General features: G+C 72.7%; 26 protein-coding genes. 14 read left to right on the forward strand and 12 right to left on the reverse strand.

Going from position 1 to position 26,600, the window contains the following annotated elements; all coding sequences use genetic code 11:
- Positions 1–123: 123 nt before the first annotated feature.
- The 3 genes from LCD31_RS11225 to LCD31_RS11235 form a co-directional block, all read right to left on the reverse strand.
- Entirely contained in the window at positions 124–408 is a 285-nt protein-coding gene (locus tag LCD31_RS11225) for a WhiB family transcriptional regulator (protein WP_224957827.1), read from the reverse strand.
- 48 nt (positions 409–456) lie between these two features.
- Positions 457–663 carry a hypothetical protein gene (locus LCD31_RS11230; protein ID WP_224957828.1) on the reverse strand — a complete coding sequence of 69 codons (207 nt, stop codon included), beginning with the start codon at positions 661–663 and terminating at the stop codon, positions 457–459.
- 688 nt (positions 664–1,351) lie between these two features.
- On the reverse strand, positions 1,352–1,768 hold the full coding sequence (locus tag LCD31_RS11235) for a hypothetical protein (RefSeq protein WP_224957829.1): 417 nt from the start codon (positions 1,766–1,768) through the stop codon (positions 1,352–1,354).
- A gap of 215 nt (positions 1,769–1,983) precedes the next feature.
- On the opposite strand from LCD31_RS11235, the gene LCD31_RS11240 reads away from it, so the two are divergent.
- A complete protein-coding gene (locus tag LCD31_RS11240; RefSeq protein WP_224957830.1) occupies positions 1,984–4,053 on the forward strand; it encodes a bifunctional diguanylate cyclase/phosphodiesterase in 2,070 nt (689 codons plus the stop codon).
- Positions 4,054–4,250: 197 nt separating this feature from the next.
- Here LCD31_RS11240 and LCD31_RS11245 read toward each other — a convergent pair whose 3' ends face one another.
- The gene (locus LCD31_RS11245; RefSeq protein ID WP_224957831.1) at positions 4,251–5,864 is read right to left on the reverse strand and encodes a cation acetate symporter; all 1,614 of its coding nucleotides are present in this window, start codon (positions 5,862–5,864) and stop codon (positions 4,251–4,253) included.
- Entirely contained in the window at positions 5,864–6,280 is a 417-nt protein-coding gene (locus tag LCD31_RS29745) for a DUF485 domain-containing protein (RefSeq protein ID WP_224957832.1), read from the reverse strand. Before LCD31_RS29745 ends, LCD31_RS11245 begins: the two co-directional genes overlap by 1 nt.
- 440 nt (positions 6,281–6,720) lie before the next feature.
- Between LCD31_RS29745 and LCD31_RS11255 the strand changes: the two genes are divergently transcribed.
- Together LCD31_RS11255 and LCD31_RS11260 are read left to right on the forward strand one after the other, a co-directional pair.
- Positions 6,721–8,211 (forward strand): OFA family MFS transporter, encoded by a 1,491-nt coding sequence (locus LCD31_RS11255; protein ID WP_224957834.1) that lies wholly within the window; start codon positions 6,721–6,723, stop codon positions 8,209–8,211.
- A gap of 10 nt (positions 8,212–8,221) precedes the next feature.
- The gene (locus LCD31_RS11260) at positions 8,222–8,359 is read left to right on the forward strand and encodes a hypothetical protein (RefSeq protein WP_224957903.1); all 138 of its coding nucleotides are present in this window, start codon (positions 8,222–8,224) and stop codon (positions 8,357–8,359) included.
- Between the two features lie 135 nt (positions 8,360–8,494).
- Here LCD31_RS11260 and LCD31_RS11265 read toward each other — a convergent pair whose 3' ends face one another.
- On the reverse strand, positions 8,495–8,698 hold the full coding sequence (locus LCD31_RS11265) for a cold-shock protein (RefSeq protein WP_224957835.1): 204 nt from the start codon (positions 8,696–8,698) through the stop codon (positions 8,495–8,497).
- Positions 8,699–9,118: 420 nt separating this feature from the next.
- Here LCD31_RS11265 and LCD31_RS11270 point away from each other — a divergent pair, with 420 nt between their 5' ends.
- Positions 9,119–10,369, forward strand: coding sequence for a sensor histidine kinase (locus tag LCD31_RS11270; protein ID WP_224957836.1), 1,251 nt, complete (start codon positions 9,119–9,121; stop codon positions 10,367–10,369).
- Entirely contained in the window at positions 10,366–11,028 is a 663-nt protein-coding gene (locus LCD31_RS11275; protein WP_224957837.1) for a response regulator transcription factor, read from the forward strand. The genes LCD31_RS11270 and LCD31_RS11275 overlap by 4 nt, the downstream gene beginning before the upstream one ends.
- A gap of 250 nt (positions 11,029–11,278) precedes the next feature.
- Here the strand turns inward: LCD31_RS11275 and LCD31_RS11280 are convergent, their stop codons facing one another.
- A complete protein-coding gene (locus LCD31_RS11280; RefSeq protein WP_224957838.1) occupies positions 11,279–12,169 on the reverse strand; it encodes a CPBP family intramembrane glutamic endopeptidase in 891 nt (296 codons plus the stop codon).
- A complete protein-coding gene (locus LCD31_RS11285) occupies positions 12,166–12,336 on the reverse strand; it encodes a hypothetical protein (protein ID WP_224957839.1) in 171 nt (56 codons plus the stop codon). The genes LCD31_RS11280 and LCD31_RS11285 overlap by 4 nt, the downstream gene beginning before the upstream one ends.
- 8 nt (positions 12,337–12,344) lie before the next feature.
- Here LCD31_RS11285 and LCD31_RS11290 point away from each other — a divergent pair, with 8 nt between their 5' ends.
- Genes LCD31_RS11290 through LCD31_RS11305 form a run of 4 tightly spaced genes read left to right on the forward strand, consistent with a single transcriptional unit; the run spans position 12,345 to position 16,511 of the window.
- The gene (locus LCD31_RS11290; protein WP_224957840.1) at positions 12,345–13,076 is read left to right on the forward strand and encodes a GntR family transcriptional regulator; all 732 of its coding nucleotides are present in this window, start codon (positions 12,345–12,347) and stop codon (positions 13,074–13,076) included.
- The gene (locus tag LCD31_RS11295) at positions 13,073–14,095 is read left to right on the forward strand and encodes an ADP-ribosylglycohydrolase family protein (protein WP_224957841.1); all 1,023 of its coding nucleotides are present in this window, start codon (positions 13,073–13,075) and stop codon (positions 14,093–14,095) included. Before LCD31_RS11290 ends, LCD31_RS11295 begins: the two co-directional genes overlap by 4 nt.
- Positions 14,096–14,100: 5 nt before the next feature.
- On the forward strand, positions 14,101–15,570 hold the full coding sequence (locus LCD31_RS11300) for a cytosine permease (RefSeq protein WP_224957843.1): 1,470 nt from the start codon (positions 14,101–14,103) through the stop codon (positions 15,568–15,570).
- Complete coding sequence (locus tag LCD31_RS11305; protein ID WP_224957844.1) at positions 15,567–16,511, forward strand: PfkB family carbohydrate kinase; 945 nt, start codon at positions 15,567–15,569, stop codon at positions 16,509–16,511. Before LCD31_RS11300 ends, LCD31_RS11305 begins: the two co-directional genes overlap by 4 nt.
- A 16-nt stretch (positions 16,512–16,527) precedes the next feature.
- On the opposite strand, the gene LCD31_RS11310 is transcribed toward LCD31_RS11305, so the two are convergent.
- Positions 16,528–17,241: a haloacid dehalogenase type II gene (locus tag LCD31_RS11310; protein WP_224957845.1), complete on the reverse strand. Its 714-nt coding sequence runs from the start codon at positions 17,239–17,241 to the stop codon at positions 16,528–16,530.
- 166 nt (positions 17,242–17,407) lie between these two features.
- On the reverse strand, positions 17,408–18,298 hold the full coding sequence (locus tag LCD31_RS11315) for a LysR family transcriptional regulator (RefSeq protein WP_224957901.1): 891 nt from the start codon (positions 18,296–18,298) through the stop codon (positions 17,408–17,410).
- A gap of 77 nt (positions 18,299–18,375) precedes the next feature.
- On the opposite strand from LCD31_RS11315, the gene LCD31_RS11320 reads away from it, so the two are divergent.
- Both LCD31_RS11320 and LCD31_RS11325 read left to right on the forward strand, forming a co-directional pair.
- Positions 18,376–19,305 carry a DMT family transporter gene (locus tag LCD31_RS11320; RefSeq protein ID WP_224957846.1) on the forward strand — a complete coding sequence of 310 codons (930 nt, stop codon included), beginning with the start codon at positions 18,376–18,378 and terminating at the stop codon, positions 19,303–19,305.
- Positions 19,306–19,528: 223 nt separating this feature from the next.
- Positions 19,529–20,317 (forward strand): alpha/beta fold hydrolase, encoded by a 789-nt coding sequence (locus LCD31_RS11325; RefSeq protein WP_224957847.1) that lies wholly within the window; start codon positions 19,529–19,531, stop codon positions 20,315–20,317.
- Positions 20,318–20,450: 133 nt separating this feature from the next.
- Here the strand turns inward: LCD31_RS11325 and LCD31_RS11330 are convergent, their stop codons facing one another.
- Positions 20,451–21,110: a TetR family transcriptional regulator gene (locus tag LCD31_RS11330; protein ID WP_224957848.1), complete on the reverse strand. Its 660-nt coding sequence runs from the start codon at positions 21,108–21,110 to the stop codon at positions 20,451–20,453.
- 119 nt (positions 21,111–21,229) lie between these two features.
- On the opposite strand from LCD31_RS11330, the gene LCD31_RS11335 reads away from it, so the two are divergent.
- Positions 21,230–22,969, forward strand: coding sequence for a CocE/NonD family hydrolase (locus LCD31_RS11335; protein ID WP_224957849.1), 1,740 nt, complete (start codon positions 21,230–21,232; stop codon positions 22,967–22,969).
- An 84-nt stretch (positions 22,970–23,053) separates the two neighbouring features.
- A complete protein-coding gene (locus tag LCD31_RS11340) occupies positions 23,054–24,142 on the forward strand; it encodes an amidohydrolase family protein (protein WP_224957850.1) in 1,089 nt (362 codons plus the stop codon).
- Between the two features lie 365 nt (positions 24,143–24,507).
- On the opposite strand, the gene LCD31_RS11345 is transcribed toward LCD31_RS11340, so the two are convergent.
- Positions 24,508–25,437, reverse strand: coding sequence for a zinc-binding alcohol dehydrogenase family protein (locus LCD31_RS11345; protein ID WP_224957851.1), 930 nt, complete (start codon positions 25,435–25,437; stop codon positions 24,508–24,510).
- Between the two features lie 172 nt (positions 25,438–25,609).
- On the opposite strand from LCD31_RS11345, the gene LCD31_RS11350 reads away from it, so the two are divergent.
- Positions 25,610–26,545: an AraC family transcriptional regulator gene (locus LCD31_RS11350; RefSeq protein ID WP_224957852.1), complete on the forward strand. Its 936-nt coding sequence runs from the start codon at positions 25,610–25,612 to the stop codon at positions 26,543–26,545.
- Positions 26,546–26,600: the final 55 nt, after the last annotated feature.

A 26,600-nucleotide genomic window follows, 5' to 3' on the forward strand; every position in this document is an offset into this window, starting at 1 on the left:
GGCGGGAGTCGAGCTCCCCGGCGGAGGTCTAGCTCGACGGCCGGGTGGGGGCCGTGGTTCGAGCGGAACGCGTCGGTGGCGGTTCTGCGCGGTGGAACACGTGCAGTCCGCAGTGGACGGAAGTCATGCCGCGTCGGCGGCGAGTTCGGCGGCGCGGGCGGCGACGCGGAGTTCGCGGCGCTCGCTTTCGCTGAGGCCGCCCCAGATCCCGGACAGGTCCGCGTTGCCGAGCGCGTAGCGCAGGCAGTCCTCGCGCACCTCGCAGGAACCGCAGATGCGCTTGGCCATCTTCCCGGACTGACCCTTCTCCGGGAAGAACGCGTCCGGGTCGGACTGGGCGCACAGCGCCGACTGGTACCAGTCGGCCGCGCCGGTCGGGGCGGTGATCGTGTCGATGATCTTGATCATTCGTACCTCTCATTCGTGCGGATCAGCACGGGTCGGAATTGCTCGTGTTCAGCGGTCGGGACCGGCCAGGTCGCGCACGCACGTTTCGCAGCGGGACCACTCGTCGAGCTTGCTGCCGAATGCGGGAACGGTCACGCATCCGCACAAGGCCACTCGGCCGTCCACTCCGCCTATGCGGACTTGGCGGGCATCAGCGGGCACGTGGTGCAGCACCTTCTGCAGAAGACCAGGCCACCAGCGCACGGCTTCGTTCATATTCACTTCTTCCCGAGGGGCGATCCGAGGCACGGCGCGAGTCCGCGCGGGATCGAGCGGAAGTTCGGATGCGCCGCGGAATCGCGGGGCGGACTCGCCCGGCGGAAGCGGCGGAAAAGGGAGCGGCGCAGCGACGCTAAACGCGCGTCGGCACCGGTCTCCGCGCGCCGGCGCGACAGCGACCGGAGGTCACATCACCGCAGCTCAGCGCATTTCCCGGGGCGTTCGGTGCGCCGGTCGTCCCGAATCCGCGCAGCCCGGGGGCGGGGCAGCGGACGGCGGGATTCGACCGGCCGCCACCGCGGGCGGTCGGGCACCTGATTTCGGCCCAGCAACTCTTCTCCTGTTCGGCGTCTCGTGCGCCGGACCGGGCGAAGCCCCGAACCACCCGATCCGGCTGAAAGAGGGGCTCACGCGACGGTGCGACGACTCATCGCGGAGCGAAATGAATTCCGAGAACCGCCCGGTCAGCGACCGGACGAACCACCGCACAGCGCTACCCCTGCGAACGAAACTGCCGCTGCACGACGCGGTGGTCACCGGAACGCGGTGCTATGTCACGAGTTCCGGCGACCGCCACTTTAACCACAACATTCGGAGTTGTCCAGCAACCCATTTCGAACGCATCACGGCGCATTACCGAGCGCCCCGCGAAATCCGAAGTGGACGGGTGGTGACCGGTACCGGATCAGCTCCGCCACGCCTCCCTGCCGTGCATCACCAACGCGTAGACCACCAGCACGTCCACCACGATCGCCACCGAGGACCACAGCGGCGAGGCGGCGAACAGCACGACGTTCGCCAGCACGCTCAGCACCGCCAGCACGACCGCGACCACCCGCGCCCAGGTCCGGCCGCCGAACAGGCCCATCCCCACGGCGGCCAGCACCACGCCCAGCAGCAGGAAACCGAGGCCGACGCCGTAGAGGTCGAGCCGCACCCACTCGCCGCCGGGCGTGAGGTAGGTGGTGCCCGAGCGGGCCAGCGCGAACAGGCCGTTGACGATCTGCACGGCTCCGGTCAGCACCAGCATGAACGCGGCGAAGTACACCCAGCCCACCCAACCGGTGGGGCGCTGCCGGGGATGCGGGACGAGCGTAGCCATGACGACCTCCGAGGCGGGACCTCCGATCACCACGCTGCCCCGCCCGGCAGCGCGGGCCCAGGGCCGAAAGCCCCATTTCGATTTCTTGCCGGTGTCACCGGTTCGGCGGTACCGTGAGCAACCTCGGCCCTGGTCGAGCGCCCGGATCAGGCTCCTCGCGCCGCCGGTCGCGGTCGGCTCGGCACTCCCGCGCACCGCCGCGGAACGGAGATCTGGTGAACGCATTCCCTCCCCTGCCCGGCACCGGCTTCCACCGCACCGGAACCCAGGTGGAGACGGAACGGCTGCTGGGGGCGCTGGCCGCCGACATGCGCGAGTACGCCATCTTCGCCCTCGACGCGGACGGCCGGGTCACCACCTGGAACCGCGGTGCCCAGCTGATCAAGCAGTACACCAGCGAGGAGATCATCGGCAGGCACTTCTCCACGTTCTACCCGGCGGAGTACGTCGCATCCGGCTACCCGACGTGGGAGTTGGAGCAAGCGGCCGCGCACGGTTTCTTCATCGACCGCGGCTGGCGGCTGCGCAAGGACGGTTCCGCGTTCTGGGCACACGTGGTGATCACCGCGCAGCGCACCACCAAGGGCACCCTCGACGGGTTCATCAAGGTGACCAGGGACGAATCGGAGGCGTTCGCCCAGCGCGAGCGCTCGGACCGCCGCTTCACCGACCTGTTCCAGCTGGCGCCGACGGGCATCGCGCTGCTCGACGAGCGGGACCGGATCCTCGACGCCAACGGCGCCCTGTGCGAACTGCTCGGGTACCGCCCGCACGGCCTGGTGGCCGCCGAGCTGATGCACCCGCTGGACGGGGTGGCGGGCCTGGTGCCGCGCGCGGTGCCGCCGGGCCACGACCGGGCGCCCGGGTCGGTGGCGCAGCGGCGGCTGGCGCAGGCGGGCGGGCAGCCGATGTGGTGCGAGGTGCGGTGCGCGGCGTCGGTGGACCACGACGGGAACCGGTTCTGGCTGGCCGTGTTCCAGGACCTCACCGAGCAGGTGCGGCGCACCGAGACCTTGCACTTCCAGGCGACTCACGACCAGCCGACCGGCCTGCTGAACCGGCGCGGCGTCAACGAAGTGCTCGCGCCGTTGCTGTCCGCCGACACCGCGGGCCGGGTCGGGGTGCTGTTCTGCGACCTGGACAACTTCAAGCGGTTCAACGATTCGCTGGGCCACGACGCGGGGGACGAGCTGATGGCGACGCTCGCGCGGCGGCTGGTCGACGAGCTGCCCGAGTCGTGCACGCCGGCCCGGCTGTACGGCGACGAGTTCCTCGTCATCTGCTCGAACCTGCCGGGCTGCGGCGGCATGGAGACGCTGCACCGCACGGTCTCGGACATCCTGTGCGCGACGACGCCGCTGCGCGGCAGGCTGCTCAGCGTCACGGCCACCTTCGGCGCGGCGACCGCGCAGGACGGCATCACCCCGGCGGAGCTCATCCGGTCGGCGGACGCGGCGATGTTGCAGGCGAAGCGGCGCGGGCACGGCCGCACCGCGCCCGCGAGCGCGCCCGCGCAGCTGGCGCTGGAGGAGGAACTGCGGGAGGCGTTGGCGCACGACGGCCTGGAGCTGCACTTCCAGCCGGTGTTCCGCCGCGACGGCTCCATCACGCTCGCCGAGGCGCTGGTGCGCTGGCCGCACCCGGAGCGCGGCCTGCTGCGGCCGGACACGATCCTGCCGGTCGCCACCCAGGGCGGGATGCTCGCGGACCTGGACCGCTGGGTGCTGCGGGCGGCGCTGCGCGAGGCGACGGGCTGGCAGCGCACCGGCGGCCGCGCACCCGGTGTCGCGGTGAACCTCTCCGGGCTCTCGCCGGAGGACGACGGCTTCCACGAGGAGATCACCTCGGAGATCGCCTCCAGCGGCATCGAACCGGGCCGGGTCGTGCTGGAGATGGTGGAGACGGTGCTGGTGGAGCTGCCCGCGCGGCCGCGGGGCGTGATGAGCGGGCTCGCCCGCGACGGGGTGCGGTTCGCGATGGACGACTTCGGGACCGGCTACTCGTCGCTGGCGCGGCTCAAGGACCTGCCCACCCAGATCGTGAAGCTGGACCGCCGGTTCGTCTCCGGGATGGGCACCGATCCGGTGGACCTGGGCATCACCCGCGCGGTCATCGAGCTGTCGCACGCGATGGGCCGGATGTGCATCGCGGAAGGCGTGGAGAACACCACCCAGCACGACCTGCTCGATCACCTCGGCGTGGACGCCTACCAGGGTTTCCTGTTCGCCCACCCGGCCCCGGCCGAGAACCTGCGCGCGCTGCTGGCCGACTCCGCCCGCGCCTGACCTAGTACGACGAGGGGCGCCCCCGGACACCGGGGCGGCCCGCGGCGCGCGCGGCGGGGGGGGGGGGGGGGGGGGGGCCGGGGGGGGGGCGCCGCCCCCGGGGGGGGGGGGGGCGCCCCCCCCCCCGCGGCCCCCGCTTTCCCCCGCGGGGCCCCCCCCCCCCCCGGGGGCGCCCCCCGCGTCGCGCGCGTCGGGCGTCAGGCGCGTTGCGGCTCCTTGAGGCCGGAGCCGATCCCGGTGAGGGAGCGGACCTCCATCTCGGCCTGCTTGACCGGGTCCTGGTCCTTCTTGCCGAGCAGGGTGCCGAGGAAACCGGCCAGGAAGCCCAGCGGGATGGACACGATGCCCGGGTTGGTGAGCGGGAACAGGTCGAAGTCGGCGCTGGGGAACATCGCCGAAGGCCGTCCCGACACCGCGGGCGAGAACGCGATGAGCACGATGCACGACACGAGGCCGGTGTACATCGACCACAACGTCCCGGTGGTGTTGAAGCGCCGCCAGAACAGCGAGTACAGCATCGTCGGCAGGTTCGCCGAGGCGGCCAGCGCCAGCGCCAGCGACACCATGAACGCCGCGTTCTGCCCGATGGCCGCGATGCCGCCGACGGTGGAGAGCACGCCGACCACGAGCGCGGTGAGGCGGGCGACCCGGATCTCGGAGCCGGTGTCGGCCTTGCCGCGCTTGATGATGTTCGCGTAGACGTCGTGCGCGAACGAGGCGGACGCGGTGAGCGTGAGGCCCGCGACGACCGCGAGGATCGTGGCGAACGCGATCGCGGCGACCACGCCCAGCAGCCAGGAACCGCCGATGCGGTGGGCCAGCAGCAGCGCCGCCGAGTTCTCCCCGCCGGGCGCGTTGGTGATCGCGTCTGAACCGACCAGCGCGGTCGCGCCGAAGCCGAGCAGCATCGTCGCCAGGTAGAACACGATCATCGTCCAGGTGATCCACACGACCGAGCGGCGCGCCTCGCGGGCGCTGGGCACCGTGTAGAACCGCATCATGATGTGCGGCAGGCAGGAGATGCCCAGCACGATCGCCATCGCCAGCGAGATGAAGTCGATCCGCGACAGCGAGGTCTGGCCGTACTGAGCGCCCGGCTCCAGCAGCGCCTGGCCGAGCGGGCTGTTGGCCGCCGCCTGCTCCAGCAGGCCGGAGAGGTCGTAGGAGAAGCGGCCGATCAGGAACACGGCCATCAGCGACACGCAGATCAGCAACAGCGTGGCCTTGATGATCTGCACCCAGGTGGTGCCCTTCATGCCGCCGACCAGCACGTAGAAGATCATGATGAGGCCGACGGCGACGACGACCATCGCCTGCCCGAACTTGCTCTGCACGTCCAGCAGCAGCGCGACGAGACCACCGGCGCTCGCCATCTGCGCGACCATGTAGAAGAACGAGATGACCAGCGTCGTGTTCGCGGCGGCCGCGCGGACGGGCCGCTGCCGCATCCGATAACCGATCACGTCGCCCATCGTGAACCGCCCGGTGTTGCGCACCAGTTCGGCGATGAGCATCAGTTCGATCAGCCACGCCACGAGGAACCCGACGGAGTAGAGGAACCCGTCGTACCCGTGCACGGCGATGGCCCCGGCGACGCCGAGGAACGAGGCGGCGGAGAGCCAGTCACCGGCCAGCGCGATGCCGTTCTGCGCGCCGGTGAGGTTGCCGCCCGCCACGTAGTAGTCGGAGGCGGTCGTGTTCCGGTTCGACACCCGGTACACCACGAACAGCGTCAGCAGCACGAATCCGGCGAAAACGCTGACGGTGGTCGTCGGGTCGCCGACGGCCCCGGCCGCGATGGTGGTCGTCATCAGCGGTCGGCCCCTTCCTGCTCGCGCAGCTGGTCCACCAGCGGATCGATGCGCCTGCGCACGTACCGCCCGTAGAGCACGGTGACGATCGCGGTGGTGACGAACTGGAGCAGCCCCAGCACGATGCCCATGTTCACGTAGCCGTACACCTGCCGGCTCATGAAGTCCTCGGCGTAGGCGCCGAGCGCGACGTAGGTGAAGTACCAAGCGAGGACGAGCAGCGTCACCGGGAACACGAACCACCGGAATCGACGCCGGAGCGCGACGAAATCGTCGCTTTCCTGAATTGCGGCGAAATCGGTTCCACCCGAGTTCGCGGGGCGCCGGAGGCTGTGTTTCGAGATGTTGCCGAATCGTGGCTCGGCGTACTGACCGTCAAGCCGGTCTCGGCTTCGGTTCTCCGACGTTCGGGGCATGCTGTGGATCCTTCGGGCTTGCTCGCGCGTCAAGGAATCCGGATTCTATCCCCTCGGGGCCAAAGAAACACGTGCGGGCGCTATCCGAACTTCCAGCTACATCAGCGCAAATAATTGGTCTCGAAACGGTCACAACATTGGTCACGGGACCAACACGATGCGCTACACGGCGTAACCGAGACTGAGGCGTTTTGTAATTAATACGTGCGTTTCGCCCGACTCGAACGGGCACTTTCCCGTGCGTAGCAAGGCCCTTCCCGCCCACCAGCAGCGATCACGAATCGTGACGGGTGATCCGGACCCCAGCGCACCCCGCCTCGATTGTTCGCCAATTTCCCGTTTGACCAGGCAGGTAGCATCTCGAATTCGTGCGCCCCTCACGTGCCGGGGCGCGTTTCCGGTACCAGCCACCGGAACCCTTGCACCAAGGAGGTTTACTTGTGACAGTGCGTGACGGATTCTCGGTCGTTGCGCCACCGACCTGGAACCGTTGGCTAGTCCCACCCGCCGCGCTGGCCATCCATCTTTCCATCGGGCAGGCCTACGCGTGGAGCGTTTTCAAAAGCCCGCTGGAATCGAGCCTCCAGATTTCCGGGACCGGTAGCGCGCTGCCGTTCCAGGTGGCCATCTTCTTCCTCGGGCTGTCGGCGGCGTTCGGCGGCAAGTTCGTGGAGTCCCGCGGCCCGCGCTGGGCCATGCTGGTCTCCACCATCGCCTTCGCCTCGGGCTTCCTGATCTCCGCCCTGGGCATGTACCTGGGGCAGTACTGGCTCGTCGTCGTCGGGTACGGCGTGGTCGGTGGCATCGGCCTCGGGATCGGGTACATCGCACCGGTGTCGACGCTGATGAAGTGGTTCCCGGACCGCCCAGGTCTGGCCACGGGCATCGCCATCATGGGCTTCGGCGGCGGCGCGATCATCGCCTCGCCGTGGTCGACCGCGATGCTCGACGCCTTCGGCAAGACCACCAGCGGCATCGGCAGCACGTTCCTGGTGCACGGCATCGTCTACGCCGTGTTCATGACGCTCGGCATCCTGCTGGTCCGGGTTCCCCCGCCGGGCTGGACCCCGCCGGGCTGGACCCCTGCCGCCGCGGCCAAGAGCACCAACCCCATCAAGGTCTCGGCCAACAACGCGCTCCGCACGCCGCAGTTCTGGTTGCTGTGGATCGTGCTGTGCCTGAACGTGACCGCGGGCATCGGGATCCTGCAGAAGGCCTCCCCGATGATCCAGGACTTCTTCGCGGGGACCAGCACTCCGGTAGCCGTCGCCGCGGCGACCGGGTTCGTGTCCCTGCTGTCCCTGGCCAACATGGGCGGCCGCTTCGCGTGGTCGGCGCTGTCCGACCGCACCGGGCGCAAGAACATCTACCGGGTCTACCTCGGAGTGGGTGCGCTCGCGTACCTGCTGCTGCTGTTCGCGGGAGACAGCAGCGTCGCGCTGTTCGTCGTCGCCGCCATGCTGATCATGTCGTTCTACGGGGCGGGCTTCGCGACGATCCCCGCCTACCTGAAGGACCTGTTCGGCACCTTCGAGGTCGGCGCCATCCACGGCAGGCTGCTCACCGCCTGGTCGGTGGCGGGCGTGCTCGGGCCGGCCATCGTGGACGCGCTCGCCGACTCCGGCGAGGCCGCGGGCAAGTCCGGTGCGGACCTGTACACGGTGTCGTTCTACCTGATGACCGGCGCGCTGGTGATCGGGTTCGTGGCGAACGAGCTGATCCGCCCGGTGCACTCCCGGTTCTACGAGCCGGAGCAGGCCGCGGCGGAGGCCGAGTCCGGTTCCGGCGACGCGGCGGAGACCGCCGAGTCCGAGTCCGCGGACTCCGCGAAGTCCGGGCAGGCCGACGCGGACGACTCCGCGGCGGAGAAGGCCGACGAGTCGACGGACACCGCGAAGGCGTCCAGCACGTCCGGCGAGCAGAGCAGCTGAGGGGCGAGAGATGACCGAGCAGAAAACCGCACCCGAAGGCGGGATCGGGGTCAAGGCCCTCCTCACCGTGTCCTGGCTGTGGGTGGGCGTCCCGTTCGCGATCGGCGTCTACCAGCTCGTGATCAAGGCGGCGCAGCTGTTCGCGTGAGCGGCGCCGCCCGGTGATCGACCGGGCCGAAAACACTGAGGCCGACCGTCCAGCTGGAGGGGCGGCCTCAGTTGTGATCACCCCCGGATCGCGGGGAGTCCCCGGCCCGGGTTCACATCGCCTGGAAGGCGAAGATCAGACCACGCGCACGGACTCGGCCTGCGGGCCCTTCGGGCCCTGCGTGACCTCGAAGGAGACCGTCTGGTTCTCCTCCAGGGTGCGGAAGCCGGCGGCGTCGATGGCCGAGTAGTGGACGAAGACGTCGGGTCCACCCTCGGACGGCTCGATGAAGCCGAAGCCCTTCTCCGAGTTGAACCACTTCACGGTGCCCTGTGCCATGTTCCTGCTCCATCCTGGTAGCTGGTCGGTTCCGGTGCCAGGTCCGGCACCGGGGTCGCGGATCTCAGACGGCGACTACTCCAGCTACTCCCAAGACAGCAGCTCGCCCGCATCAGCACTCCTGCGAGCGTGCGAAAAACACGAACCCAGAAACAACGACCGCCATCGAGAATACACGTCGGCCCGCGGAGGTCCGAGCCCTCGACCGCCCCGCCCGCGCCGCGCACCAGGCGGAGGCCGGTCTCCGCTGCGGATTCAGCCCGTGGCGAACCCCCGATCGTGGCGGAGAACACCGCCCGCCGAGCCGCGATCCGCGCTCCCCCGGGCGGCTCGGGACCCCCGGCTAAGATCGCCGCGTGCCGCCGACAGGCGCGGACGCCGGGCCCGCGGATCGTCCGCCGCGGCGCGGAAGGAGCACGGATGCGCATCCCGCCGAGCGCGCCGCGGCCGCTGAACCCGATGGCCGCCGCCGGGTGCGGAGTGGTCTCGCTGGCCCTGTTCCTCGCGATCCCGCTGGCCGGTGCCGCGGACCCGACGCTCGGCGACCTGCCTTCGCCCGGCGAGGGCCGGTGGTGGCTGCTGGGCGCGGTGCTGCTGGTGCAGGCGGTCACCGCGGTGCAGGTGAACCGCCGCCCCGAGGTGGTGCTGCCGCTGGTCGCCGGGGTTCCGCTGGTGGCGGCCTGGTTCGGTCCGAACGCGGCGTTCAGCACCACCGCGGTGACCTTGATCGCGTCGGTGTACCTCGCGGTCGTGGCCCGGATGCGGCGGCCGCGGGTCGTGCTGCCCGCCGCGTGGCTGCTGGTGGCGACCGCCCAGGCCTGCAACGAGGTGCGCGGCGGAGCGCTGACGGTGCCGGAGGCGCTGCTGGCCGGGCCGGCGCAGGCGCTGGTCGTCGTCGGGCTGCCGCTGCTGGCCGGGTCCGTGGTCGCGGCGCAGCGGGACGCCCGCGACGCCCGCGAGCAGGAGGCGCGGGCGCTGCGGCGCGAGCAGGGCGCGCTGCTGGAGGCCGCGGTGTCGCAGCAGCGCGCCGCGATGTCCCGGGAGCTGCACGACATCGCCGCGCACCACCTGTCCGGGATCGCGCTGATGGCGGCGGTGATCGACCGCCGGATCGACTCGGACCCGGCGGCGGCGAAGGAGGCGGCCCGCGAGATCCGGCAGCAGAGCACCGCGGTCCTCGACGACCTGCGGCGGCTCGTCGGGCTGTTGCGGGAGGATCCGGGTGCGGAGTCGCCGGTCGCCGCGCTGGAGGCGGTGCCGGAGCTCGTCGCCCAGCGCCGGGCCACCGGTGCGGAGATCGACCTGGTGCTGCCCGAGTCGGGGACCGACGGCGTCGGCCCGCTCGCCCAGCTCGTCGCCTACCGCGCCGTCCAGGAGTCGCTGGCCAACGCGGCGGCGCACGCCCCGGGCGCGCGCTGCGCGGTGGAGATCGGCGCCCGGGACCGGGACCGCGTGCAGGTCGTCGTCCGCAACGGCGCCCCCGCCGCCGCGGGCGCGGGACCGGGCGGCGGGTACGGCCTGCTCGGCATGGCCGAGCGCGCCCAGCTCGTCGGCGCCGACCTGGACTACGGCCCCACTGCGGGCGGCGGCTGGGAAGTGCGCCTGCTGCTGCCCCGCGAAGACCCGTCCCCCGCGGCGTCCGCGCCGCCGACCCCGGAGGCAACGGCGTGATCCGCGTCCTCGTCGCCGACGACCAGCACCTGACCCGCGCCGGGCTGTCGGCGCTGCTGGGCGGCGAACCCGACATCGAGGTGGTGGGCCTGGCCCGCGACGGCACCGAGGCGCTGGCGATGGCCCGCGAACTGGCGCCCGACGTGGCGTGCCTGGACATCCGGATGCCGGGTCGCAGCGGCATCGAGGTGGCGGCCGAGCTGTGCGCCGCGGACGCCGACCCGCAGGTGGCGGTGCTGGTGCTGACCACGTTCGACCTGGACGACTACGTGTTCGGCGCGTTGGAGGCCGGTGCCTCCGGGTTCCTGCTCAAGGACGCGGAGCCGGACGCGATCGTCGGCGCGGTCCGCCAGGTCGCCGCCGGGCAGGGCACCATCGACCAGAGCCTGACCCGGCGGATCCTGCGCGAGTTCGTGCACCGCCGCCGCCTGCAACCGGTGACCGCGCGCCGGGCCGGGGACCTGCTCACCCCGCGGGAGCACGAGATCCTGCTGCTGCTCGCGCAGGGCATGTCGAACGAGGACATCGCCCGCGCCCTCGTCGTCGAGGTGTCCACGGTGAAGTCGCACCTGGCGCGGATGCTGCCGAAGCTCGGCGTGCAGTCCCGGTTGCAGGCGGTGGTGTGGGCGTACCAGAACCACGTGGTCGCGGTCCCGTGACCGGCTCCCCGGTCGCGGGCCGGGACAGGTGCCGGGGGGGGGGGGGCGGGGGGGGGCGGCCGGGGGGCCCCGGGGGGGGGGGGGCCCCCCCCCGGGCCGCGGGGCCCCCCCGGCCCCCCCCCCCCCGCGCGGGGGGCCCCCCCCGCCCGCCCGCGGGGGGGGGGGGCGGCGCCGGGGCCGCCCCCCCCCCCCCCCCCCCCCCCCCCCCCCCCCCCCCCGCTGGGGCGCGACGAGCACCCGTCGGCCCGGGTCAACCCCGGTAACCGAGCCTGCCCTTGGTGCCGACCAGCACGAGCAGGGAGGCGACGACCGTCCCGGAGGCCATCGCGATCATCGCGAGGTCCACGTCGATCGTCGGGAACATCTCCGACCACACGAGCGTGGAGAAGTTGTTCGCGCTCACGTGCAGCAGCATCGACAGCGGCAGGCTCTCCCCGGTGCGGTTGAACACCCAGGTCATGACGATGTTGAACGAGATGCAGAAGACGGCGAACGCCACCGGCAGGGTCCAGTGCGCGTGCGGCCAGCGGCCCCATTCGGTGAAGAACAGCGGCAGGTGCCACACGGTCCACAGCGGGCCGAGCACCATCGAGCCGGCCAGCGGCCCGAACCGGCGTTGGAGGCGGGGCAGCGCGAAGTCCCGCCAGCCCGGTTCCTCCGCCAACCCCGTCGTGATCATCTGGATGAGCAGTCCGGGCACGTAGGCGGCGACCACCATCATCGACGGCGCGTGCACCTGCCCGCCGGAGAAGGCGTACCCGGCGGCCAGCATCGTCACCGGCACGCCCAGCAGCGTGATCGCGTACCAGTGCCAGCGGACCCGCCACCGCCACATCCGGCCGACCCAGCGGCGCAGCCCGGTGCGCCCGTCCGCGATCGCCGTCACCAGCAGCGCGGACCCGATCGGTCCGAGGTAGGCGCCGGGCAGCATGCCGAGGAGCTGGCTGGTGCCCAGCACCTCCGGGAAGCGGAAGTCCCACACCCCGATCCCGTTGCGGGACAGGATGTAGGGCACCCAGGCCGACCAGCTCAGGCCGTTGGCGAGCAGGAAGAAGCTCAGCATCGGGCGGCGCCGGATCAGTCCGCGCAGCCCCTTCGTCGGTTCCGCGGTCTCCCGCGTGGTGATGTCCTTCGTGGTCACGTACTGGAGCCAACCAGCGGAGCCCCGCCCGCTTCGAGCTCCGGAAGGTCGAACCCGGGCGCTGCCATCGAAAGTTGCAAGCGGGTGTCCACTGCGGACGGGCCGTCGGCCCGGACGTCGCGGGTCGTCGCGCTCGCGGTTGCCGGCGTCTCCAGCATGCTGTACATGTACCTACATGTATAAACAGGTCTCGCCGGGGAAACGGCAGCAGATCGTCGACACCCTCGCGCAGCGCATCCGCGACGGCCACTACCGGCTCGGCGAGAAGCTGGACGGGGAACTGCGCCTCGCCGAGGAGTTCGACGTCTCGCGCGGCACCGTCCGGCAGGCGCTCAACGAGCTCCAGCACCTGCGGCTCATCGCCACCGAGAGCGGACGCGGCTCGTTCGTCATCTTCAACGGGCACCAGCTCAGCCAGGACCGCGGCTGGGCCCAATCGCTCGCCGACACCGGCAGCGAGATCACCGTCGCCGTCCTCGGCCTCGAACGCGTGGAGCGCGCCGACGTGCCGCTGCTGCCGCCCGAAGTGCGGCTCGACCGGGGCATCGCGATCCGCCGCGTCCGCATCCTCCGCTCCGCGGACGGCGTCGAACCGATCTCCTTCGAGCACTCCACCGTGCCCGCCGAAGGCACCCTCGAACAGCTGCCGGAGACCGGGCTGGTGAAGGGCTCGATCTCCCAGACCCTCGCGCAAGCCGGGTACCTGCTGACCCGCGGCACCCAGCGGGCGGACGTGCACTGGCTGGACGAGCGGGAAGCCGGGATCCTGCACCGCGAAGCGGGCAGCGCGTTCCTGCGCACCGCCCGCACCTCGTTCACCGACGACGGCCGGTTCGCCGAGCACGTCGTCTCGCTGCTCGACCCGCGGTACTTCACCCTCGCGCTGAACTTCGGCGACCAGCGATGAACGCCGAGCACGACCCGGCGTTCGACCGCGCGCACGGCGCCCTGCTCGGCCTCGCCATCGGCGACGCCCTCGGCATGCCCACCCAGTCGATGCCGCGGGACCTGGTGCGCGCGCGCTACGGCCGGATCGAGGACTTCGTCGACGGCGCGGCCGACCAGCCGATCGCGCCCGGCATGGCCGCGGGATCGGTCACCGACGACACCGACCAGGCGATGATCGTCGCGCGGCTGGTCGCGGACGGCGACGGGGGCATCGATCCGCACGCCTTCGCCGCGGAACTCATCGCCTGGGAGCAGGTGATGGTCGAGCGCGGCTCGCTGGACCTGCTCGGCCCCTCCACCAACGCCGCCCTGGCGAAGCTGCAGGCGGGCGCCCCCATCGAGGAGACCGGCCGCTACGGGACCACGAACGGCGCCGCGATGCGCATCGCCCCCGTCGGCATCGCGCACACCCCGGGCGAGCGCCTGCTCGACGCAGTCGTCGAAGCCAGCCGCGTCACCCACAACACCGGGCTCGGCATCTCCGCGGCCGCCGCGATCGCCGCCGCCGTGTCCGCGGGCGTCGACGGCGTGGACGTCCCCGGCGCGCTCGCGGCCGCCGCCACCGCGGCCCGCGACGGCGAATCGCGCGGGCACTGGGTGGCGGGCGGTTCGATCGCCGCCCGGCTGGAGTCCTTCCGCGCGAAGGCGCGGCGGCTCGGCACCGCGGAGTTCGCGACCTTCCTCTACGAGGTGGTCGGCACCTCGGTGCAGTCGCAGGAATCGGTCGTCGCGGCCCTCCTGCTCGTCGAACGCGGCGCCGACGACCCGTTCGCGGCGCTGTGCACCGCTGCTTCCCTCGGCGGCGACACCGACACCGTCGCCGCCATGGCCGGAGCGGTGCTGGGTGCCGTGCACGGCACCGCCGCCTTCCCCGCAGCGGCGGTCCACCGGGTCCTGGCGGTCAACGCCCTGGAACCGGCACCACTCGCGCGGCGGCTCCTCGCCGTGCGGCGATCGTCAACGGAGATGATGAGGTGACCCCTGTGTCCGAGACCGGATCCCCGGCGGCGAGCGCGCCGGAAGCACCCCCGGCCGGCGCGCTCGGAGCGGTCGAGCAGCGCGGCATCGAACCGGTGCCCGCCGCCGAACGCACCGGGAACCCGCTGCAGCTGTTCTGGGTGTGGTTCGCGGCGAACATCTCCGTGGTCGGTATGCCCCTCGGCGTCAGCCTCGTCGCCCTCGGCCTGTCCGCGTGGCAGGCGGTCGTCGTCGCGTTCCTCGGCTCGTTCGGCTCCTTCGCCGTCGTCGGCCTGATCTCCGTCGCCGGGCGGCGCGGCGGGGCGCCGAGCCTCACCCTGTCCCGCGCCGTGTTCGGCACCCGGGGCAACGCGGGGCCGACGGCGGTCGCGCTGGTGTCGCGGCTCGGCTGGGAGACGGTGAACACGTCCACGGCCGCGCTCGCGATCGTCACCATCGTCTCGCTGCTCGCGGGCACCGGCGGCGACGCGAAGTCCGCGCCGGTCGTCGCGGTCGTGGGCGTCGCGCTGTTCGTCGGCTTCACCGTCGCCGTCTCCGGGATGGGCCACGGCGCGATCCTCGTCGTGCAGAAGTGGTCCACCTGGGTCTTCGGGGCCGCGAACCTGGCGATCCTCGGCTTCCTGGTCGTCAACATCGACTGGGCCGAGGTCGGCCGCGCCCCGGGCGGGGACCTCGCCGCGGTCCTGACCGGCATCGGGACCATCGTCGCGGGCACCGGCATCGGCTGGGCGAACTCCGGGGCCGACATGGCGCGCTACCAGGCGCCGAGCGTGCGCGCGGTGCCGCTGGTGATGTCCGCGTCGGCCGGTGCCGGCATCCCGCTGGTGATCATGATCGGCATGGGGTCGGTGCTCGGCTCGTCCGATCCGGCGATCGCCGCGTCCGCGAACCCGCTGGACGCGATCCGGGACACGCTGCCGCTGCCGGTCGCCGTGGGCTACATGCTGATCTCGTTCGTCGGGCTGCTGCTGTCGAACCACCTGTCGGTGTACTCGGCGGGGCTGACCACGCTCACCCTCGGGCTGCGGGTGAAGCGGGTGTACGCGGTGATCGTGGACGTGGTGGTCACGACGGTCGCCTCGCTGCTGTTCCTGCTGGTCGCGGACGGGTTCTACGGGCCGTTCACCACGTTCATCTCGCTGCTGGCAGTGCCGATCTCGGCGTGGGTGGGGATCTTCCTCGTCGACATGCTGCGGCGCCGCGAGTACGACCCGGTGGCGCTGCTGGACCTGACCCCGCGCAGCGCCTACCACTACCGCGGCGGGGTGCGGTGGGCCGCGTTCGGCCCGTGGCTGGCCGCCATCGTCTTCGCCGCGCTGTTCATGCAGGTCACGCCGGGCGATGTCCCGTGGTACACCGGGCCGCTGCACGAGACCTGGATCGGCGTGAACGGCATGGCGTGGCTGGCGGCCGCCGTCGTCGGCGGGCTGCTGTACGCGGCGCTCGGCCTGCGCTCCGCGGCGGGTCCGCGATGAGCGGCCGCGTCATCCACACCGGGCAGGGCGTCGTGGACCTGGTGCTGCGGGTGCCCGCGGTGCCCGCGCCCGGCGGTGACGTGTTCGCCTCCGGGCACGAGTTCCTCGCCGGTGGCGGGGTGAACGTCATGCTCGCCGCCGCGCGCGACGGGGCCCGCGTCGTGTACGCGGGCGGGCACGGGACCGGGCCGTTCGGGGACGTGGTGCGCGCGGCGCTCACCGCCGAAGGGGTCGAGCTCACCGCACCGGCCGATCCGGACCGGGACACCGGGTTCAGCGTCGCGCTCGTCGACGACGGCGCGGAGCGGACGTTCGTCTCCACCGCCGGGGCGGAGTCCGAAGTGGACGCCGGGCAGCTGCGCCGCACCGCACCGGACGACGCGGACGTCGTCTACGCGTCCGGCTACTCCCTGGTGCACGACGCCAACCGCGCCGCGCTGCTGGAGTGGTTGCCCACCGCCCCTGGCCGCGTCGTCGTCGATCCCGCCCCCGTGATCGGCGACTCCGACCTCGACGCGGCGGGCGGGCTGCTGGACCGCGCCGACGTGTGGACCACGAACGAGCGGGAGGCGCGGATCCTGCTGCGGCGCTTGGGATCCGAGTCCGCGGACGACGCGGCCGGAGTGGCGGCGGCGCTGGCCACCACCACGGGCCGCACCGTGGTGCTGCGCGCCGGACCGCGCGGTGCGCTGCTCACCCGGCCCGGTGGTGACGTGCTGCTGTGCCCCTCCCCCGCGGTCGACGCGGTGGACACCAACGGCGCGGGCGACGCGCACGCCGGGGTGATGGCGGCGCGGCTGGCCGCCGGAGCGGACCTCGAATCCGCGGTCCGGCGCGCGAGCATCGCCGCCGCGATCGCGGTCACCCGCTCCGGTCCCGCCACCGCGCCCACCACCGCCGAGGTCGATGCGGTGGTCCGCGCCTCGATCGCCGGCGGCTAGGCCGGGCGCGGCCGGGTCAGCAGCCGAGGCGGGTCGCGAGCTCGGCGGCCGAGGTGGCGGCGATGTCGCAAGTGACGTCGGCCGCGCGGTCCGCCTCGCGGTGCGGCCCCTTCTCGCCGGGCCGTTCCAAGAACGCGGTGCGCAGCCCGGCGGCGCGCGCCCCGTCCACGTCCCAGCGGTGCGCGGCGACCAGCAGCAGCTGGTGCGGTGCGACGTCCAGCAGGCGGGCGGTCGTCAGGTAGGCGGCCGGGGACGGCTTGTAGCTGCGGGCGAGCTCGGCTGAGGTGATCGCGTCGAAGGTCAGCCCCGCCGCCTTGACCAGGTCGGTCAGCAACCGGAAACCGCCGTTGGACAGCACCACCACGGTGTAGCGGGCCCGCAACCGCGCCACCAGGTCCGCGCTGTCCGGCCAGGCGGGCAGCCGGTGCCAGGCGCGCACCAGCCGGGCCCGGTCGTCCTCGCCCATCGCGCCGGCGACCCCGTGCTCGGCGAGCAGGTCGTCCAGCGATTCGCGGTGCAGCGCGTCCAGGTACGCCCACTCGCGTTCCCCGCGGTCGACCCGCGCCATCGCGGGCAGGTAGCGACCCCGCCAGCTCTCGGCGAACGCGGCGGGATCGAGCTCGACCCCGCGATCGGCGAAGACCGCGCCGACCTGCTCGGTGATGCCGCTGTACCAGTCCACCGCGGTGCCGAAGATGTCGAACGCCACCACGCGCACGTCGTCGAGCATGCCGCCTCCTCGCCGGTCGTCCCGAGTTCGCTGACCCGTCAGTGACACCACGTGGCAGCGCTCGGCGCAAGCGGTGCCCGACCGCTCGACGTGGCGGCCGCGCGGCGACACCACCGCGGAGCAGGCCGTTCGGCGGGCGCCGCCACCGCACCGACCTGCCGCGGAGCTACCGGTCGCGGGTGCCGCGGCGCAGTTCGGCGACGAACTCCACCGCGGGCGCGGAGGCGTTCTCCGCGGTGGCGACGGCGATGCTGCGGGTCAGCGCCGGGGTGCACGGCACGTGCCGCACTCCGGGCGGGCAGGGCGTCCGCGCGATGCGCGGGATGAGCGCGACGGCGAGGCCCGCGGCGACCGCGGACAGCTGCGTCGCGTAGTCGGTCGCGCAGTAGGGCACCTCGGCGTCGATGGAGTGCGCGCGCAGCGTCTGCACCAGCGCTTCGTGCGCTTCGGTGCCCGGCGGCGAACTGGCCCACCGCTGCCCGCGCAATTCGCCGAGGTGCACGGCGGGCCGCTGCGCCAGCGGGTGGCCGTCGGGCACGGCGAGCCGGACGTCCTCGGCGAGCAGTTCGGTGAGCGCGACGCCGGGCGGCATCCGGGCCGGCAGGCTCGTCCAGCTCTCCAGCACCACGGCGTCCAGCCGTCCGGCCCGCAGCGCGGGGATCAGCTCGATGACCTCGCCGTCGCGCACGCTCGGACTCACCCGCGGGTGCTGCCCGGTGAGCGCGCGCAGCGCGTCGTGCACGAAGGAGCGCAGCGCGCTGGGCACCGCGCCGACGCGCAGCGGCCCGATGAGCTGCTCGTGGAAGTCGGCGAGGTCCCGCTCCGCGTCCCGCACCGCGGTCGAGGCGGTGCGCGCGGCGGCGGCGAGCACGTGCCCGGCGGCGGTGAGCCGGATGCCGCGGCCGTCGGGTTCCACCAGCCTGCAGTCGATCTCCCGCTCCAGCTTGCGCACGTGCTGCGACACCGCGGGCCGCGTGAGGTGCAGCGCCTCCGCCGCGGCGGTGATCGACACGTGTTCGGTGACCGCGGCGAACACCCGCAGCCGTTCCCAGCTCATCACGTCAGTAAGGCTAACGCGTGCGGGTAAGAACTGGTCAATGGTGCTACTCGGTCTCGGCTGCGACCGTGGAAGCCATGGTCACCGATCGCACGGCACCCTCCCCCGTCCGCAGCCGAGCCGCCCGGCCGGTCGCCGCCCCGGTGCTGCTGGTCGTGGCGGGAGCGGGCTGCCTGTCCGGGTCGGCGCTGTTCGTGAAGCTCGCCGAGGTCGGGTCGGGCACCGCGGCGTTCCTGCGCTGCGCGATCGCGCTCGTCGCGCTGGTGCCGCTGGCGGTGCGCGAGCACCGCGGGCACGGCCCGCTGGAGCCCGCGCTGCGGCGCTGGGCGGTGGCCTCGGGCGTCCTGCTCGGGCTGGACTACGTGCTGTGGACGCAGAGCATCCTCGACGTGGGCGCGGGGATCGCGACGGTGCTGAACAACGTGCAGGTGCTCGCGTTCCCGCTGCTGGCGCTGGTGTTCGGCGGCACGCCGATGGAGCGGCGGTTCCTGTTCGCCTGCCCGGTGATGCTCGCGGGGATCGCGCTGACCAGCGGCCTGCTCGCGCCGGGCGCGCAGGCGGCGCACCAGGGGCGCGGGGTGCTGCTGGGCGTGGCGTCCGGGGTCGCCTACGCCGGCTACCTGCACCTCAACCGGTTCTCCGGGCACCGCAGCCCGCGGCACGTGGTGACGCCGGTGTGCCTGGCGACGGCGGCCGCCGCGGTGGTCACCGGTGGAGTCGGGGCGGTGACCACGGGGATCACCGTGGACCTCCCGGCGACGTCCTGGCTGTGGCTCGTGCTGCTGGCGCTGGTGGGGCAGGTCGCCGCGTGGCTGCTGCTGGCGGCGGGCGGTCGCGGGCTCGCGCCGGGCACGTCGGCGTCGCTGTTGCTGCTGCAGCCGGTCCTCGCGGTCGGGTTGGGCGTGCTGGTGCTGCGCGAGTCGCCGACCGCGGTGCAGCTCGCGGGGTGCGCGACCGTCGTGGCCGCCGTCTGGTTCGCGAACCGGCCGTCCACTTCAGACACATGACCCGAGGCCGGTCGGAGTCCACATCAGACGGACTCCTGCCGCCGACCGTCCCACCAGGTGGACCGACGACGGCCGCCACCGGCACCCGTCCCGGTACGATCGGCGACAGGTGCGGGCCGGAGCTCGCCGGAACCGGATTCCGCTGCCAGCGCGGGGAATTCGACGTGCGGACCCCGCCGCGGACGGGCTCGTCCCGTGCGGCGGAACACGAGAGGACCCTGAGATGACGACGACGTGCCCGACCGCGAACCGGGAGGTCCAGCGGCCGAACGACACGACGATCCGGTACGCGGCCACCGGCCCGGCCGACGGACCGGTCCTGGTCCTCGTGCACGGCTGGGGCTGCGACCGCACCGATTTCGACGCCCTGATCGGCTTCCTCCCCGGCCACCACCGCGTCCTCGCCGTCGACCTCGCCGGGCACGGCGAATCCCGGTCCGCGCGGGAGGACTGGACGGTGGCGGAGTTCGCCCGCGACGTCGCGGCCGTGCTCGCCGCCGAATCCGTGGACACCTGCGTCGTGGCCGGGCACTCGATGGGCGGCGCGGTGGCCGTCGAGACCGCCCGGCTGCTGCCCGCCGTCGTCACCCGCGTGGTCGCGCTCGACGCGCTGCACTACCTGGCACTGTTCCCCGCCCAGCAGGAGCAGCAGGTCGACGCGGTCGTGCGCGCGTTCCACGAGGACTTCGCCGCGGCCACGCGGGCGATGGTCGCCAGCGGCTCCCCCGAAGGCACCGATCCCGCGGCGCAGGAGGCCTACTTCGAGCGCATGGTGGCCGTGCCCCGGCAGGTGGGCCTGGGCGCGATCGAAGGCCTGGTGCGCTGGGACATGGATTCCGCGCTGCGCGAGGTCCGGCAGCCGATCACGGTGTTCGCCGTCCGCGAGATCCTCGTGCCGGAGGCCGTCGAGCGCTACGGCGACCGCCTCCGCATCGTGCCCGTCGACCTGGGCAGCCACCACTTCCACGTCGAATCCCCGCAGGCCACGGCCGCCCTGCTCGCCGACGCCTGACCGGCACCGCCCGCTGCGGATCCGCACCCCCTCCGGCCGCCGGCCCTGCCACCGCCACGGCACGCCGCCGAGCCGAGCAGGATCGGGCTTCGCACTCGACCGCGACACCGCGTTCACCCTCAGGGGTGGTCGGCTAGCCGGGGCCCGTGCCTCGGCCGGAATCGATCGGCCCGCTCGTCGTCGGCCCCGGCGCCAGCACGCCCTGCACCGCGTTCCCGACGAGCGCGACCAAGGTCTCCCGCCCCGCTCCGGTGAGCGCGGGCACGCCGACGATGCCGCGCCCCACCACGAGCCCGACGAGCATCGACGACGCGACGCCCGCCCGGAGTTCCGCGTCATCGACGGCGCTGGACGCGGTGGCGGCAACGATCAGCCGTTCCTGCAAGAACTCGCGCAGCTGCTCGTTGGCCCGGTCGTCGACGATGGCCGCCCGGAGCATGGCCATGAGCGGCTCCGAGCTGCGCGCGTCCTCCTCCCACACCGCCAGGAACGCCCGGACGACGCGTTCGCCGAGGCCGTCGTCGCCCCCTTCGAACGCGGCGCTGAAGCGCTCCAGGGCGTCGGCGGGGACGGACATCACCGCGGCGAACAACCCGCTCTTCGACCGGAAGAACTGCATGACCAGCGAGGCGTCGACCCCGGCGTCGGCCGCCACCCGCCGGATCGTGGTCGCGGCGAAACCGTCGGCCGCGAACCGGGCGCGGGCCGCATCGAGGACGGCCTGCCGGGTCGTGTTCGCCCCCGGCCTGCGTCCGCGGCGCGACGCTGCGGCGGGATTCGGGTGTTCGGTCATACCGGGAAGGTACCGGCCGAATCCTGATATCAACATCTGTTGAGTTCCTGCTCGGGCGGACCTACGCTCGCGGTGGCGCCGGCGCCCGCCCCGGGGACACGAGACGTGAGGAACTCACCATGAGCGACGAGCCGAAGATCTTCATGCCGTCCCACCCACTTCCGAGTGACAGGCGCGGCGCCCTCAGCGACTTCGACCCCGGTACCCGGACCCTGCCCGCCGGCTCCCGGATCGCGCCGCCCTTCCGGCCGCTGCCGGTCGACGTCGTGCTGGAGAAGGACGTCGCGGTCGCGTTGCGGGACGGGGTGACGATCTACGTCGACGTGCTCCGCCCCACCGGCGCGGAACCGGTGCCGGTGCTCGTCGCGTGGAGCCCGTACGGGAAGGGCCAGGGCACCTCCGCCAGCGTGCGGGGCGTGTTCGGCATGGTCGGGCTGGACGACGGGATCGTGTCCGGCCTGGAGAAGTTCGAGGGCCCCGACCCGGCGTACTGGTGCGCGCAGGGCTACGCGATCTGCAACCCGGACGTCCGAGGCGTGGTCGACGGCGGGGGCGACAGCGTCCTGTGGGACCGCCAGGAGGGCCGGGACTGCTACGACCTGATCGAATGGCTGGCCGTCCAGGACTGGTGCACCGGCAAGGTCGGGATGAGCGGCACCTCGTACCTCGCGGTGTCGCAGTGGTTCACCGCGGCCGAGCAGCCCCCGCACCTGGCGGCGATCAACCCGTGGGAAGGCGTGAGCGACGTCTACCGCGATCTGGTGCGGCGCGGCGGCATGCCCGACACCGGATTCGCCCGGCAGCTCCGGGACAACAGCTTCTTCGGCCGGAACCGGAAGGAGGACATCGTCGCCGAGGCCGAGCGCTACCCGCTCATGAACGAGCTGTGGGAGAACAAGATCCCGCGCTTCGAGCGGATCACCGCGCCGGCCTACGTCGTGGCCAGCTACTCGAACACGCTGCACACCGCGGGAACGTTCCGCGCCTGGCGTCGGATGGCCTCGGAGGACAAGTGGTTGCGCGTGCACAACTCCCAGGAATGGCCCGACTACTACGACGAGGACAACCGCGAGGACCTGCGCAGGTTCTTCGACCACTTCCTCAAGGGCGCGGACAACGGGTGGGAGCGGACGCCGCGGGTGCGCTACTCCGTCCTCGACCTCGAAGGCGGGGACCGGGTGAACCTCCCCGCGGAGCAGTTCCCGCCTGCGGACGTGGTGCCGACGAAGTACTACCTCGACAGCCGCTCGCGCGCCCTGACCACGGAGGCACCATCAAGCGAGGCCGCGGTGGAGTACGACGTGGAGTCGAAGCCCGGATCGGTCTCCTTCCTCATCCGCTTCGAGGAGGAGACCGCCCTGGTCGGCTACCCCGAGGCGCGGCTGCGGGTCGAGGCGAAGGGCGCCGACGACATGGACCTGTTCGTGCTCGTCCAGAAGCTCGACGCCCACGGCACTCCCCTGCAGAACTTCACGGTGCCCAACCAGGGCGCGCTCGCGCACGACATCACCGAGCACGGCGCCTCGATCCTGCGGTACAAGGGATCCGACGGGCGCCTGCGCGTCTCGATGCGCCACCTCGACGAGGCGCTGTCGACCGATGCGGTGCCCGCGCACAGCTTCGACCGCGTCGAGAAGCTCTCCCCCGGCGAGGTCGTCGACGTCGAGATCGACCTGCTCCCGATCGGCCTCGCGTTCCACCCCGGCGAGCAGCTCCGCTTCATCATCAGCGGCCGCAACCTGCTCGGGAGGATGATGCCCGGGATCCGCGAGTACGTTCCCGCCAACACCGGTCGGCACATCATCCACACCGGCGGCGACAGCCCTTCCTATCTGCAACTGCCCGTTCAGGCGCGATAGCCGGCCATCTCGGGAGTCCCGCACGACGGCATCCGGCGGGCGCCTCGGGGACCGGGACCGCCCGGCGGTTCGAAAGGACGACGAATGAGCACGACCACCATCACCGACGTGCGGCTGCTCGGATCCTCGGGTCCCGTCGACGTCACCTTCGCGGCCGGGACGATCTCCGCGGTCGAGCCCGCGGGCACCGCCCCGGCCGGAGGTGAGGTCGTCGCCGGGCGCGGCCGGACGCTGCTGCCCGGGCTCATCGACACCCACGTCCACCTGCTCGAACGCGCGCACCTGGCAGCGGCGGCGCGCGCCGGCATCACGACCGTCGTCGACCTCGGCACCCACCCGGACGAACTCGTCGACCGGTTGCGCGCCGAGGAAGGCGTGTCCGCTCTGCTCAGCGCCGGATCGGCCGCCTCGGCCCCCGGCAGCACCCAGATCGCACAGATGGGCTTCCCCGCGGAGAGCGGGGTGTCCGGCCCGGACGACGCCGAGCGCTACCTGGCGTGGCGCGCAGCGGCGGGTTCCGACCTGATCAAGATCATCATCGAGGATCCGGACATCACCGACGTCCCGGCGCTCGCCCCGGACGCACTCGCCGCGCTGGTCGCCGGCGCCCACGCGCGGGGCCTGCGCACCGTCGCGCACGTCGTCACCGCCGACTCCTTCACCCGCGGACTCGACGCCGGTGTCGACGTGCTGACCCACGCGCCGATCGATCGACCGCTGCCCGAGCCGACCGTGCGGCGGATGATCGAGCACCGCACGATCGCCTCGCCGACGCTCGTCATGATGCGCGGCGTGACCCGGGCCCGGTTCGGCGCGCACGCGGAGGAGGCGTTCGCCGCCGCGGTCGAAAGCGTGCGGCGCATGCACGCGGCCGGAGTGCCGATCGTGGCCGGGACGGATGCCAACGCCGCGCCGGGATCACCGGCCCCCGTCGCCCACGGCAGCTCGCTGCACGACGAGCTCCAGCTGCTCGGCGAAGCGGGCCTCTCCCCCACCGAGGCGCTGATCTCCGCGACGAGCGGCGCAGCGGCGGCGCTGGGGCTGGACGACCGGGGAACGGTCGCCCCCGGGCAGCGCGCGGACCTGCTCCTCGTGGACGGCGACCCCGTCGACGACCTCGCGGTGGCCCGCACGCTCGCCGGGGTCTGGGTGGCCGGGCAGCAGGTCGTCTGACGCGGCGAGCCGGGCACCGCGGCGGTGTTCCGCGGCCCCGGCCCCGCGGCGGATCCACCAGCACCCGAAGGAGAACGCACCTGGCACGAGTCCACATCGGACCGGGCACCGTCGCGGGCGCCGAGCACGACGGCGTCTTCCGGTTCCTCGCGATTCCCCCAACGCCGCACCACCGGTCGGCAGGCCCCGCCCGCACCGCCCCGTCGCGGCGCTCACCGGCGTCCTGGTCACGATGCTGATCTCGGCGGTTCTCCCGCGCCCGCGTGATCGACTTGCTGCGCTGAGTGACGGGCCCCCGAGCACACCGGCGACCCGGTTCGACGGCGACCCGAGCACGATCCGGTACGGCGGCGGGAATCCCGGTTTCAGGACCGGGTCAGGACGATGCGCTTGCTGCTGTCGGCCGGCTTCGCCCAGGCGCGTTCGACGTCGTGGAGCGGGATCGGGTCGGCGTCCACGGCGAAGGTGCCGCGGGCGATCTCCGCCAGCACCTCCGGGGCCGCGGCCGCCATCTCCGCTCCGCTCAGCGAGCCCTGCCCGCTGCCGATCACGTCGATCCGCGAGGACCGCAGCGCCCCGGCGGGCAGCGCCGCCCGAGACCCGGCCGTCTCGCCGAGGTTGATCCAGGTCAGCGGACGTGCCGGTTCGGGCCGGGCGGAGACCAGCGCGCCCATCGTCGTGGCCGCCGGTTCGCCCCAGAGGAAGTCGAGGACCACGTCGACGTCCGGGGGTGGCGGGTCACCGATCAGGGCCGTCCCGGTGGCGCCGCGCACCGCGGCCAACCGTTCCGGGTCGCGCCCCACGGCGGTCACCTGCGCGGCGCCGAACAGCCGCGCCACCGCCACGGCCATCCGCCCGGTGCCGCCGGTCGCGCCGAGCACCAGGACGTTCTTGCCCGGTTCCAGCGCGATCCGCCGCGTCAACGCGAGCCAGGACGCGATCACGCAGTTCATCGTCGCCGCCACCGCCACCGGGTCGGCCCCGTCGGGGAGGACGATGCTGCGCCGGGTGTCGATGACCGCTTGTTCGGCCATCGAACCGCTCCGGCCCCCGAAGATCGCGAAGAACCAGAGCCGACCGTCCGGACCGCGCCCCACACCGTCGAGGCCCGGCACCAGAGGCAGCTCGTCGGGGGAGCTCGTGTAGTGCGAGCCGTCGGCCTGCATCCGGACTCGCGGATGGAGCCCGGCGGCCAGGACGTCGACCACGATCTCGTGCTCCTCGGTCGCTCGCGGGGAGGGCGTGTCCGCGTACCGGGGGCCGGTGCCGTACGCCGTGACCACTGCAGCTTTCATTCTCGGAAGTCCTTCCAGAGGCGGGAACGGGTGGACGAATGTCCGGAGGGAGGGAACCGGGTCCGCGCGTCGTGGGCGGTCCCTCGCCGTCATGATCGAAACTCTAAGCGGGCGCGGAGGTGCCGCCTATGCTCGAAGAACCGAGTTCTGTTCGCGATCGTCCGGAGGGCCGATGGATCCGCTGAGCGAAGTGCTGTCGCTGCTCCGGCCGCGGAGTCCGAGGACGGCCGAGGTCGACGCGGGCGGCGCGTGGGCGATCGAGCTCGACGACCTAGCCGGGCAGATCAAGTGCTACGCCGTCGTCGAGGGCTCGTGCCGGCTGACAGTCGAGGGCGGATCCGCAGAGCTGCCCGAAGGCGCCTGCTTCGTCATGCCGACCGGCCGCGGCGCCGTCATCGGCAGCGGACCGGACGTCGAACCGGCACTGGCCTCCGAAGTGCTCGGCCCGGCCCGCAGCGGGAGGGTCATCACCTACCAGGGCGGCGGCACTCGCGTGATCGGTACGCGGTTCGAGTTCGACAGTCCGAACGCGCCGGTGCTGCTGCGGTCGATGCCGACCCTCATGCGGGTCGACGCGTCCCGTGATCGTGCCCGGCTGCGCGGCGCGATCGAGCTCATGGCCGAGGAGGTCCGCGAGGCACGCCCGGGCTCGCACCTGGTCGCGCAGCAACTCGCCCACCTGATGCTGGTCCAGGCGCTGCGGCTGCACCTGGCCACTCGGTCCCCGGACGACGTCGGTTGGTTCGCCGCCCTGGCCGATCCCCGGTTGAGCGCCGCGCTGGAGGCCGTGCACGCCGACCCCGCCCACCCGTGGACCGTGCAGAAGCTCGCCGCCCGGGCCGGCATGTCCCGCACGACGTTCGCCGAGCACTTCCGGGCCCGCGCGGGCGAGACCCCGATCGCTTACCTGACCCGGTGGCGCATGATCCTGGCCGGCGAGAAGCTGCGCACCGGCGAGGACACGATCGCCCGGATCGCGAGCTCCCTGGGCTACCACTCCGAGCACGCCTTCAACGCGGCCTTCAAGCGGGAGGTGGGGGTTCCGCCCGGGCGCTACGCCCGCGCCGCCCGACCCGATCGGAACTCCGAGCGGGCCGCGGACGGCTGAACCACCGAGGATTCGTCCCGCCCACGACGCGCTGATCGTCGAGGTGGCCGACTTC

Origin of the sequence: Saccharopolyspora sp. 6M, assembly GCF_020176775.1 — a bacterium.
GTDB classification, from domain to species: domain Bacteria; phylum Actinomycetota; class Actinomycetes; order Mycobacteriales; family Pseudonocardiaceae; genus Saccharopolyspora_C; species Saccharopolyspora_C gregorii.

Excerpts from the sequence above, each read along its gene's own strand:
- LCD31_RS11225 (WP_224957827.1), bottom strand. The coding sequence starts at position 408 with ATGATCAAGATCATCGACACGATCACCGCCCCGACCGGCGCGGCCGAC.
- LCD31_RS11340 (WP_224957850.1), top strand. The coding sequence starts at position 23,054 with ATGAGCACGACCACCATCACCGACGTGCGGCTGCTCGGATCCTCGGGT.
- LCD31_RS11345 (WP_224957851.1), bottom strand. The coding sequence starts at position 25,437 with ATGAAAGCTGCAGTGGTCACGGCGTACGGCACCGGCCCCCGGTACGCG.
- LCD31_RS11285 (WP_224957839.1), bottom strand. The coding sequence starts at position 12,336 with ATGTACAGCATGCTGGAGACGCCGGCAACCGCGAGCGCGACGACCCGC.
- LCD31_RS11230 (WP_224957828.1), bottom strand. The coding sequence starts at position 663 with ATGAACGAAGCCGTGCGCTGGTGGCCTGGTCTTCTGCAGAAGGTGCTG.
- LCD31_RS11270 (WP_224957836.1), top strand. The coding sequence starts at position 9,119 with ATGCGCATCCCGCCGAGCGCGCCGCGGCCGCTGAACCCGATGGCCGCC.
- LCD31_RS11235 (WP_224957829.1), bottom strand. The coding sequence starts at position 1,768 with ATGGCTACGCTCGTCCCGCATCCCCGGCAGCGCCCCACCGGTTGGGTG.
- LCD31_RS11335 (WP_224957849.1), top strand. The coding sequence starts at position 21,230 with ATGAGCGACGAGCCGAAGATCTTCATGCCGTCCCACCCACTTCCGAGT.
- LCD31_RS11350 (WP_224957852.1), top strand. The coding sequence starts at position 25,610 with ATGGATCCGCTGAGCGAAGTGCTGTCGCTGCTCCGGCCGCGGAGTCCG.
- LCD31_RS11305 (WP_224957844.1), top strand. The coding sequence starts at position 15,567 with ATGAGCGGCCGCGTCATCCACACCGGGCAGGGCGTCGTGGACCTGGTG.
- LCD31_RS11330 (WP_224957848.1), bottom strand. The coding sequence starts at position 21,110 with ATGACCGAACACCCGAATCCCGCCGCAGCGTCGCGCCGCGGACGCAGG.
- LCD31_RS11260 (WP_224957903.1), top strand. The coding sequence starts at position 8,222 with ATGACCGAGCAGAAAACCGCACCCGAAGGCGGGATCGGGGTCAAGGCC.
- LCD31_RS11245 (WP_224957831.1), bottom strand. The coding sequence starts at position 5,864 with ATGACGACCACCATCGCGGCCGGGGCCGTCGGCGACCCGACGACCACC.
- LCD31_RS11310 (WP_224957845.1), bottom strand. The coding sequence starts at position 17,241 with ATGCTCGACGACGTGCGCGTGGTGGCGTTCGACATCTTCGGCACCGCG.
- LCD31_RS11320 (WP_224957846.1), top strand. The coding sequence starts at position 18,376 with ATGGTCACCGATCGCACGGCACCCTCCCCCGTCCGCAGCCGAGCCGCC.
- LCD31_RS11290 (WP_224957840.1), top strand. The coding sequence starts at position 12,345 with ATGTATAAACAGGTCTCGCCGGGGAAACGGCAGCAGATCGTCGACACC.
- LCD31_RS11295 (WP_224957841.1), top strand. The coding sequence starts at position 13,073 with ATGAACGCCGAGCACGACCCGGCGTTCGACCGCGCGCACGGCGCCCTG.
- LCD31_RS11325 (WP_224957847.1), top strand. The coding sequence starts at position 19,529 with ATGACGACGACGTGCCCGACCGCGAACCGGGAGGTCCAGCGGCCGAAC.
- LCD31_RS11265 (WP_224957835.1), bottom strand. The coding sequence starts at position 8,698 with ATGGCACAGGGCACCGTGAAGTGGTTCAACTCGGAGAAGGGCTTCGGC.
- LCD31_RS29745 (WP_224957832.1), bottom strand. The coding sequence starts at position 6,280 with ATGCCCCGAACGTCGGAGAACCGAAGCCGAGACCGGCTTGACGGTCAG.
- LCD31_RS11315 (WP_224957901.1), bottom strand. The coding sequence starts at position 18,298 with ATGAGCTGGGAACGGCTGCGGGTGTTCGCCGCGGTCACCGAACACGTG.